Annotated in this window: 5 protein-coding genes and 1 other RNA gene; 2 read left to right on the top strand and 4 right to left on the bottom strand. The window is 67.4% G+C overall.

Translation table 11 applies throughout. From position 1 onward, the window contains the following. Positions 1-583, top strand: a 583-nt coding sequence (locus tag ABYB95_RS17520) for an MATE family efflux transporter (protein ID WP_372659843.1), incomplete at its 5' end; no start/stop codon positions are given. Between the two features lie 38 nt (positions 584-621). Then, an RNA gene (gene rnpB, locus ABYB95_RS17515) (RNase P RNA component class A) lies at positions 622-1,004 on the top strand. A gap of 107 nt (positions 1,005-1,111) precedes the next feature. Here the strand turns inward: rnpB and ABYB95_RS17510 are convergent. The 4 genes from ABYB95_RS17510 to ABYB95_RS17495 form a co-directional block, all read right to left on the bottom strand. Next, the gene (locus tag ABYB95_RS17510; protein ID WP_372659841.1) at positions 1,112-1,522 is read right to left on the bottom strand and encodes a low affinity iron permease family protein; all 411 of its coding nucleotides are present in this window, start codon (positions 1,520-1,522) and stop codon (positions 1,112-1,114) included. 14 nt (positions 1,523-1,536) lie between these two features. Then, complete coding sequence (locus ABYB95_RS17505) at positions 1,537-3,258, bottom strand: MBL fold metallo-hydrolase (RefSeq protein WP_372659839.1); 1,722 nt, start codon at positions 3,256-3,258, stop codon at positions 1,537-1,539. 142 nt (positions 3,259-3,400) lie between these two features. After that, entirely contained in the window at positions 3,401-4,138 is a 738-nt protein-coding gene (locus ABYB95_RS17500) for an aspartate/glutamate racemase family protein (RefSeq protein ID WP_372659837.1), read from the bottom strand. Between the two features lie 7 nt (positions 4,139-4,145). Continuing rightward, a partial coding sequence (locus ABYB95_RS17495) for an FCD domain-containing protein (protein ID WP_372659835.1) occupies positions 4,146-4,554 on the bottom strand: 409 nt, incomplete at its 5' end.

The raw sequence follows: 4,554 nt of genomic DNA, 5'->3' as shown, positions 1-4,554 counted from the left end.
GTCGGAGCTGGTGATCCTGTCCCTGGTCAACCGCCACGGATCGCAGGCCACGGCGGCTTACGGTGCGGTCACGCAGATCGTCAACTACGTGCAGTTTCCGGCGCTGTCCATCGCCATCACGGCGTCCATCCTCGGGGCGCAAGCCATCGGTGCCGGGCGCTCCGAGCGGCTGGGCGCGATCCTGCGCACCGGGCTTTGGCTCAACGTGTGTGTGACCGGCTCACTGGTCGTGCTGGGGTATGCGTTGTCGAACCAGTTGATGGGCCTGTTTCTGACGCAGCAGCAAGTGCTGGAGCAGGCGCAGCACCTGTTGCACATCATGCTCTGGAGCATGCTGTTGTTCGGTTTTCAATCGGTGATCGGCGGCATCATGCGCGCCAGCGGCGTGGTGCTGGTGCCGGTGTCCATTTCCGTGTTCGCGGTGCTGGCCGTGCAACTGCCGGCCGCGTACGGGTTGAGCGGGCGCTTCGGGCTTGAAGGGGTGTGGATGGCGTTTCCGCTGGCGTACCTGGCCATGCTGGTCTTGCAAACCAGCTACTACCGCCTGGTGTGGCGCCACCGATCGATCGGGCGCCTGGTGTGAAAGAGCGCGCGCCACAAGACGTGGATAATCCACCGTGTGAAGCGCGCTAGGCCGTCGCTGGTGCAAGACCCGAAAGGGTGCACTGGAGGAACGTCCGGACTGCACAGGACAGCGTAGGAGGTAACACCTCTCCACCGACCAGTTTGATGAGTTCGCTCAAAGGACCCTAAGGTGAGGATCAGAGCAACAGAGACGAGCCGATTCAGTTCGGGTGAAACGGGCAATCTCTACGCGCAGCAATACCAAATAGGCCAACCTGAGGCGACACGGTTCGCCGTGTTGTTGATCCTCGTGGTTCCGCGAGGAGAGTTGGCGGGTAGGTAGCATCGAGCCGTTTGGGTGACCAGCGGCCCAGAGGAATGACGGTCACATCCCGGGCAACCGGGATGCACAAAATCCGGCGTATCGGCGCGCTTCACACTATTCACGAACCAAAACCCCTGCTGGCAAGCGAAACCATCTTGTCAGTGGCGACTTGCTGCCACGGACGCAGTGCAGCGGTGGGCCGGGTCACCCCCGGGATCGGCCTCAAGCCTCGGGACTGTCGGTGTCCTTGCCGCCCAGGCTCAGCTGAACCCGCGCGGCAGCGGCCAGCGCCTGGTATTTGGCGCGGAAGGCGTCCAGGGTTTCTTCTTCCAGCTCTTCCAGGTCCAGCAAGACGTTGTGCGCGCCCTGGGTGGCGCGGATCAGTTCGTCCAGCTTCACCTGGATGGCTTCGGTGTCGCGGTTCTGGGTGTTCTGGATCAGGAACACCATCAGAAAAGTGATGATGGTGGTGCCGGTGTTGATGACCAGTTGCCAGGTGTCGCTGAAGTGGAAGACCGGGCCCGTGATGAGCCAGACACCGACCACCGCGACCGCCAGGGTGAAGACGCGCGGGCGCCCGCAGAAGTGCGCGGCGCCTTTGGCGAATCGGGAATACCAGGCGGTGTTTTGCATGGCGAAGTCCGGGCTCAAAGGTTGAAGCCACCCAGGCTTTGGATGCGCTCCACGTGTGCCAGCAGCGAACGTTTGGCCACCGGCCACAGGCGCTCGGGCACGTCGTCGTACGCCAGTCGCACCCAGTCGTCGGCGCTGCCGTCGGGTTGTTTCTGCATCGCCTGGGCGATCTTGGCCTCGCGCTTCAAGCGGTGGGCCTTGAGCTGCAAGATGGCGGCTTTGGCACCACCTTCGGCCGGTGCCGAGAGGTTGTCGGGTGTTTGGCGCAAATCGCCCAGCACGTAGCCGTGCGCGGGCAGGATGAAATCGATCCCATGTTCGTCGCAACTGGCGGCAAGCTTGTCCAGCGACTCGAGGTAGGCCGCCATGTTGCCGTCGGGCGGGTCGATCACGGTGGTGCTGCCGTTCAGAATGTGGTCGCCCGAGATCAGCAGGCCGTCCTCCACCAGCACCAGGCAGAGGTGGTTGGCGGCGTGGCCGGGTGTGTGCAGCACTTCCAGCGTGTGGGTGACATCGCCGTCCGGCCCGGTGCCGCGCAGCTCCAGCCGCTCGCCGTCGACCAGGGCGCGTTCGGGTGTGAAGCGGCTGTTTTCCCGCGAGGTGGTGGCGCTGGGCAGACCCAGTATCGGCGGCACCGTGCGGCCCGATGGTGCGCACATGGCTTGCAGCCGGGGCGCTCCGGGCGAGTGGTCGGGGTGGGAATGGGTGCAGACGATGGCACGTATGTCGCCACCGGCTGCGCGCCACAGGCGTTCGATGTGGCCGGGCTCGTCGGGCCCGGGATCGACCACGATGTGGCCGGTGGCCGGATCGCCCACGATGTAGCTGTTGGTGCCAGGGCCGGTCATGAAGCCGGGGTTGGGCGCGGTGAGGCGTTGCAGGTTCTTCAGCAGCGCCACCGCTTGTTCGTGTTGCCAATCCAGTGCGTGCACGATGCGGCCGTCCGGGCAGACCAGGGCCAGCTCACCGAACGGGGCTTCGTGCTCCATGTGGCGCGACTCGGCTCCGTTGAGCAGACCGGCGCGCGGGCAACTGGTGAACAGCGGTTCGTCGTTGACCGCGCAGGCTTCCAGCACCGCTTGCACGGTCGCGTAGGCCTGCAGCCGCTCCAGCGTGCGGATGGTGGGGAAGATGATGAAAAAATCCCCGGCGGCGTGCCGCGCCAGCGCGTCGGCCGGGCGCACCCAGACCGGCTCGAACTGCTCGGCCTCGTCGGCCACGGGCTCCTGGTCCGCCGGCATGCGGGCGACCAGAAACGGCACGTCGAAGCGGCGCGGCAGGTCGCGGTCGGTGATCCAGTGGGCGAGCACAAAAACTTCGGCGCCGTCCAGCGTCAGTCCGCGCGTTGCGCATTGGGCGGCAAAGGGCGCATGGCGGTCCAGCGCGGCGATGTCATCGGTGTTGGCGTGTGTGCCGTCTGCGCGGCGCGCCAGCAGCACACCCAACTCTTCAAAACTCTCGCGGATGGCCGCGATGGCTTGCGTCAGGTGCAGCCCGCTCTGGGTGGCGCGCCGGGTCGATTGGGCGTGGGCCAGGGCGTCGGCGGCGTCGATGCCTCCACCCGGGAACACGTAGGCGCCGGGCGCAAAGCTGGCGCTGGTGGAGCGCCGTGTCATCAGCACTTCGATACCGGGCCGCGCCGGGTCGCTGCTGTCGCGCAGCAGCAGCACGGTGGCGGCATGGCGAAGGGGCGCGGGATCGCGCGGCGGGTGGAGCAGTTGTGTCGTTCGAACCATGGCCGCATTGTGCGACAAAGCCTTTAGGGCCTGTTCACCCCTTTCCCATGGCCTTTTTGATCCGCAACGCATCTTGGAAAAATAGTGTGAACACGCCCTGTTCACGGGTGCGGCCTGCCTGCCCGGTGTGGGCGCGCGCGGTTCAGGGTGGGGCGAGTGCGTGCATCTCGGGCGATAGGCCTTGCCACGGCGCGTTGAAGCCGGGCGTGTTGCGCAGCGGCGGCTGCGGCGCCACGCGCAGCGCCCAGTGCGTGCCGGCCACCACGCTGTCGATCACCGGCACCGGCACCTGGGCCTGCACCACCGCCGCCATGCCGGCCAGGCCCGCGCCACCCAGGATCACGGCGTCCACGCCGAGCTGGTGGGCGGCGTCGCGACAGGCCTGGGCCAGCAGCCGGTGCGCCGCCGCCGGGTCGGCCGCCAGTTCGGCGCCGGTGGGCACCACCGTGTGTATGCCGGCCAGTTGCTGGGCTTGGCCCAGGGCGTGGGCCAGGCGTTGCAGCATGGGGCCCCAGCGCTCACCACCGGTGACGATGGCGTAGCGGCCGTGGCGCGCGGCTTCGATGAAAGCGGCTTCGGCCAGACCGGTCACCGGTACAGGGCTGCTCTCGCGCAGCGCCATCAGGCCCGGGTCGCCAAAACAGCCGATCAGCACCGCGCTGGGTGGCGTGGCCGTGTCGGCCAGGGCCTTGGCCCAGCTGTCGAGCGTGGCGTGGGCCGCCACCGCGTAGCTGGCTTCGTCGGCGATGTAGGGCGCGCCAAAACGGGCGGTGACGGTGCGCACCCGCACATGCAGACCGGCGGCGGCCTGCACATGGCTTTGCAGCAGCTGGCTGACAAGCGCCGAGGTGTTGGGGTTGACGACCAGCAGTTCGCGCATCGTGGCCTCAGGCTTCTGGCGCGAAGATCTGCCGCAGGTCGGGCGCGCCCTGGCGCGCGGGCGCAAAGCGCAGTTGCGATTCGAGATGGTCCAGGTGTTCGCGCATCAGGCGCGCCGCTTCGCGGGGGTCGCGCAGGCGGATCGCGGCCAGCAGGGCGCGGTGTTCCTGGCAGCCGCAGGCGGTGGCTTCTTCTCGGTTCTGGCTGTGTGGCGGGCTGTAGGTCATGAGAATCAAGGAGGTGCGCGATACCAGTTCGCGCAGGATCTGGTCCAGCGTCTGGTGACCGGCGCGTTCGGCAATGTGCAGGTGGAAGTCCCCCGAGAGCCGGATGGCGCGGCGCATATCGCCCGCCGCGCGCGCGGTTTCCTCGTCCCGGATACAGCGCGTGAGCACCTGCAGGTCGGCGGCGGTGGCC

The sequence above is a fragment of the Hydrogenophaga sp. genome, assembly GCF_041633695.1.
In the GTDB taxonomy this organism is placed as follows: Bacteria; Pseudomonadota; Gammaproteobacteria; order Burkholderiales; family Burkholderiaceae_C; genus Hydrogenophaga.
Note: the sequence above shows the minus strand (reverse complement) of the source record. Positions and strands in the feature narration are given on the sequence as shown.

Coding starts and splice junctions, on each gene's coding strand:
- ABYB95_RS17510 (WP_372659841.1), bottom strand. CDS start 1,522: ATGCAAAACACCGCCTGGTATTCCCGATTCGCCAAAGGCGCCGCGCAC.
- ABYB95_RS17505 (WP_372659839.1), bottom strand. CDS start 3,258: ATGGTTCGAACGACACAACTGCTCCACCCGCCGCGCGATCCCGCGCCC.
- ABYB95_RS17500 (WP_372659837.1), bottom strand. CDS start 4,138: ATGCGCGAACTGCTGGTCGTCAACCCCAACACCTCGGCGCTTGTCAGC.